This window comes from Domibacillus sp. 8LH (assembly GCF_038806185.1).
Classification (GTDB): domain Bacteria; phylum Bacillota; class Bacilli; order Bacillales; family Domibacillaceae; genus Domibacillus; species Domibacillus indicus_A.
This window is the reverse complement of record NZ_JAVJNG010000059.1, coordinates 1-4,709: the sequence shown is the minus strand read 5'-3', so window position 1 is coordinate 4,709 and position 4,709 is coordinate 1. Positions and strand designations below refer to the sequence as shown.

At 37.8% G+C, this 4,709-nt stretch carries 4 protein-coding genes; 1 reads left to right on the top strand and 3 read right to left on the bottom strand.

Annotated elements, in window-relative coordinates:
* Window positions 1-345 precede the first annotated feature (345 nt).
* The 3 genes from RG959_RS23710 to RG959_RS23700 form a co-directional block, all read right to left on the bottom strand.
* Window positions 346-1,782 carry a sugar porter family MFS transporter gene (locus RG959_RS23710; protein WP_342799259.1) on the bottom strand — a complete coding sequence of 479 codons (1,437 nt, stop codon included), beginning with the start codon at window positions 1,780-1,782 and terminating at the stop codon, window positions 346-348.
* Window positions 1,783-1,866: 84 nt separating this feature from the next.
* Complete coding sequence (locus RG959_RS23705) at window positions 1,867-2,811, bottom strand: sugar phosphate isomerase/epimerase family protein (RefSeq protein WP_342799258.1); 945 nt, start codon at window positions 2,809-2,811, stop codon at window positions 1,867-1,869.
* A gap of 18 nt (window positions 2,812-2,829) precedes the next feature.
* Window positions 2,830-3,618, bottom strand: coding sequence for an SDR family NAD(P)-dependent oxidoreductase (locus RG959_RS23700; RefSeq protein ID WP_251274549.1), 789 nt, complete (start codon window positions 3,616-3,618; stop codon window positions 2,830-2,832).
* A 720-nt stretch (window positions 3,619-4,338) separates the two neighbouring features.
* Here RG959_RS23700 and RG959_RS25270 point away from each other — a divergent pair.
* Window positions 4,339-4,491 (top strand): helix-turn-helix domain-containing protein, encoded by a 153-nt coding sequence (locus RG959_RS25270; protein WP_369335201.1) that lies wholly within the window; start codon window positions 4,339-4,341, stop codon window positions 4,489-4,491.
* Window positions 4,492-4,709 lie beyond the last annotated feature (218 nt).

The window sequence follows — 4,709 nt, the reverse complement described above, 5'->3', positions numbered from 1 at the left end:
GGATTTACAACCGTCTCGGTCTGGCTGGACAGAGAATCCACCCATTCTCCATTTATGTAGTTTTGTAATGTTTTCACCTCGGAATTAATTGCTGACATGTATATATTCCTCCTTAGAAATAGATGTTCTTATTGAAATTGAAATCGATTTCAATATTATGTTAATAATAATGCTCGCTGATGGTTGAGATGGATCTATTTACAAGCATTTTCCTATTTGAATAGAGTTTTATTTTACCTATACCGTTTTAATAAAGATTCATATAAAAAACCTCTCAGCTCAACACTGGAAAAGCGTCATCGATACAGGAATATCAACGTTTACATCTAACATAGGTGTGTAATCTTAAAATTTATTTACCTGAGATTTTATATGATTGATACCATCATATTTATCTGTTTTGTCATCATAATAAGTACGGAAGGACTCTTCAATTTCTTCCAGTGTGCGACCTTTAGTTTCAGGTAAGAACTTCGCCATTAAGAAGATAGATACACATCCTACCCCTGCGAAGATAAAGAATGTTACCGACAAACCCATTTTATCAAGCATGACAGGGAACAATAAACCAATGACAAAGTTTGTCATCCAAAGGAAGAATACACTAACACCCATGCCAAATCCTCTTAAGCGTGACGGGAAAATTTCGGATAGTGAAACCCATAATACTGGCCCAATTGCCCCTTGCATGAAAGCGAGAAATGTGATGGTTAGTGCCAGCATCACATATGGAAGCGCCTCAGATGATCCAACCGTAGATGAAAGGATCCCAATTAGTAGAAGGGTTAAGGTTGTTCCTGTTAAACCCGTCAACATCATAGGGCGACGTCCGACTCTACCAAGAAGCCAAATCCCTACAATTGTCGCTAAAACCGAAATGACACCGTTTGCAACATTGCCGATTAATGCAGCAGACGTTGCAAAACCTGCTTGTCTGAGAATTTCAGTTCCATAATACATGATTGAGTTAACGCCAGTAGCTTGAGTAACAATGGCGATAGCAATTCCGATAAATACGATGCGACGCATCCATGGCACAGTAAGATCTTTAAACGATGCTTCTTTCAAATCAGATTCTGCAGCCAAAGCTGTTTGAATCTCTTTGAGTTCAGTCAGCGCTTGCTCTTCTGTGCGTATCTTACGGAGTATACGCAGCGCTTCTTCGTTTCTTCCCTTTTTCACAAGCCAACGGGGACTTTCTGGTACTTTAAGCATACCAAAGAATAAAAGAATTGCTGGTGCTCCTGCAATACCTAACATGTAACGCCAAACTCCTTCGCCACTTAATAGGTTACCAAGAATAGCATTAAAGACGAAGGCTAACAATTGCCCACCTACAATCATTAACTCATTACGGGTAACCAATTGGCCTCTTCTATCAGAGGGCGACATTTCAGCTATAAATGTAGGAACTGCTACTGATGCTCCGCCAACAGCCATACCTAGTAAGAAGCGGAAGATAACCATTCCCGTTACGCTTGGTGATAGGGTACAACCAAGCGTAGCAATAAAGAAAAGGATTGAAAGGAAAAGGATATTTTTACGCCGTCCAATACCATCCGAAAGCCGACCACCAAATACAGCTCCTACCGCAGCCCCTAAAAGAAGAACACTTGTAACAAGACCTTCTGTGAATGAAGTTAGATTAAAATCGTCCGACATATAAGGCAAAGCCCCATTGATAACGCCGGTATCATAACCAAATAGAAGACCTCCGAATGTTGAGACTAAGACAATGGTGCTCAAAAATGATATGTGATTTTGATTAGCCTGTTTGTTCATATTCTTGCCCCTTTCCTTTCTGTTGATAATTGATCAGGGAACGTAATCAAGGTCTCTTTTTCAATTAAATTCAATGTATTCTTTTTAATCGAAATCTTTAGGCAGAGCTTCCTTTAATACCTGAGTCGACTTTTTCAAAGCAGTAAGTGGATCCATCGTTAAGTCTTCCATTTCTAGACTAACCTGTCCGTCATACCCCACCATACTCAGTACGGAAAAGAATTCCTTCCACCAGCTAACATCATGACCATGACCTAACGCTACATAGTTCCATGAACGATTTGAAAAACTATCAATTGTTTTTGTATCAAGTACACCCTCTGCATCAACGAGTCCTTTTTCTATACGTGTGTCTTTGGCATGAACATGATAGATTGCTGGTCCTAATTTTCTTAACGTTGCGATTGGATCTCCTCCCATCCAGAACAGATGACTAGGATCAAAGTTCATGCCAATCATGTCTCCTACATGATTTCTTAGCTTAAAGAGTGTTTCCGCATTATAAACGAGCTGGGAGCCATGATTCTCCAAAGCAATTTTTTCAATTCCATGTTCTTTTGCCTCTTTCACGGTTTTTTCCCAATATGGAAATGCTACCTCACTCCATTGCCAGTTTAAGATTTCAAGATTGATTGGCGGCCAGCTTGTTGTTACCCAGTTAGGAGTTGTCTCTCCTGGTCCTCCTCCAGGAAGTCCTGACATCATGTTTATGGTTTTTATCCCTAATAGTTCTGCAAGTTTAAATGTTTTTCCCACAACTTTCTGGTGTTCTCGTCCCTCCTCATTTGGAGCTAACTGGTTACCGGAGCAATTCAGAACCTCAATTGAAAGGCCTCTTTCCTTTAAAACGTTTACAAATTTTTCACGTTGAATGGAACTCTCGATTAAAGCATCCAGATCTACATGTGGGGCCTTGGACCAATTCCCACATGCAAATTCTAAGTTTTCATACCCTAAGGACACGGCAGTATCAGCCATTTCTTCTAGAGACATGAAGCCTAAACAATCTGTCACCAAACTCATTCTCATGATAAAAACTCCTTTCTATTAAATTAATGTTTTCCCGCCAGCAATAGTCATTGAAGTACCAGTAATATAGTTTGCTTTCTCGCTACTTAAAAACAGCATAAATTCTGCTATCTCCTCAGGTGTCGCTAATCTCTTCATTGGAACCTGGCCTTTTAATAATTCTTCATATTCCTGTGGTGCTTTGCCTTCAATTACGCTCCGTTTTTGAAACACCTCTTGCAGCATTTCGGTATCTACAAAACCAGGACAAACTGCGTTGACCGAAATTCCGTATTCTGCCAGCTCAAGCGCAAGCACCTGGGTCAACGAATTAACAGCCGCTTTTGATGCACAATACGCCCCGTTTCCAAGCTCGCCAATTTTTGAAGCTTGGGATGAAATTGTAACTATTTTTCCATTTTTGACTTCGTTTCTAATCATGTTTTTTCCAACATATTTACTAAGCAGATAAACAGATTTTAAATTTACATTGAACACTCTATCCCATTCTTCTTCTTCGATATCTAAGATTAATCTCGAAGTAGAGATACCAGCACAGTTAGCCAGTACATCAATTTTTGTGAATTGAGATTCAACTTCTTTAATTGCAGCTTCAATCTCTTTTGAAGAAGTCACATTTACAACAAGAGGTAATACTGTTACTCCTAATGCTTCTATTTCTTTTGCAGTGGCTTCAACCATTTCCTTATTTAAATCCATCAACACAATATTAGCGCCTTGTTCAGCATATTTGACAGCCAATGCTTTCCCAATTCCTCTTGCAGCTCCTGTAATGATACATGTCTTTCCTTGTAAATATTTCTCCATTTTTTTCACCATTTTCTATGTAGTATTTTTAGAATTTCACTTTTCGCATACGCTTGCATAAATCAGCAAAAAAATAAGAAGAAGGATCACTAAATCTAAAGGTCTATTAAAGATCATTCCCTAATTACTAATACATATCTAATCTCAAGTTTTTGACTATCGATTATATGGATTATATTTTCTTTATCAAACGCTTACATATTAACGCAAAAATTTATCTATTAAGTTGCCGCGCTATTGTAAGTCAAGATTTGTATTTGAAATCATAGAACTCGCATTTGGACATATCGAACTTTAGATTCACTTGCCCTTGTATTCGCCATTTTTGCAATTTTTCTATGGTAACTGCCTAAGTAGCTTCTTCCTCTTTTATCAGTTACGCATACGTATGCGTTAAGATTTGATTTCATTCTACAATATGCAGATTATTTAGTCAATTAAATTTTTAATTTATGTTGATTGGAAACGACAATTTTCTATTCACTTCTCAATTGTTTTACGGTAAATCGCTTGTATTCATATTCTTTTTTACTGTTGTTTTGATGAAAGAATTTGTATCCACAGCAACTAAACTATCTTCTTTAGAATAATAGCTCTTCAGTATGTCTACAAAAATAATAGGCACTAGGGACAGTTATAAGAAAAATAATTTTGAGGTGAATAACATGATCGATATTATTCATAACCCCTTTGAGATAAAGAAAATATAAATTAAAATAGATATTTTTTAAAAGGATAGATAAAACCATTCAAATAAACCAAGAGAACTGTTACTCAACAAAGGAAGTCGCAGAGATGAGTGGCCTCTCTATTTCTACGGTCCATGCGTATGTTCAGGAAGGAAAGCTAAAACCTATGAAGGATCGGAGGTAACCAGAGGCTTCCTTTTTCTAAAAAAAAATTGAGCGGCTAATCCAAACAATGCCTACAACGCTAGAAGGCTTAACCTTAAACCAAGCGGCAGAGTACCTGCAGACGAATCGGAACTTTATTGCCGCTTATATTAAAGAAGGGCTTCTTGGAGCGTCTACACTTATCTGGACAGAAAAATTAAGGTCACGTACACTTGACCTAAAACAGATGAGGAGCTC

Excerpts from the sequence above, each read along its gene's own strand:
- RG959_RS23705 (WP_342799258.1), bottom strand. The coding sequence starts at position 2,811 with ATGAGAATGAGTTTGGTGACAGATTGTTTAGGCTTCATGTCTCTAGAA.
- RG959_RS23710 (WP_342799259.1), bottom strand. The coding sequence starts at position 1,782 with ATGAACAAACAGGCTAATCAAAATCACATATCATTTTTGAGCACCATT.
- RG959_RS23700 (WP_251274549.1), bottom strand. The coding sequence starts at position 3,618 with ATGGAGAAATATTTACAAGGAAAGACATGTATCATTACAGGAGCTGCA.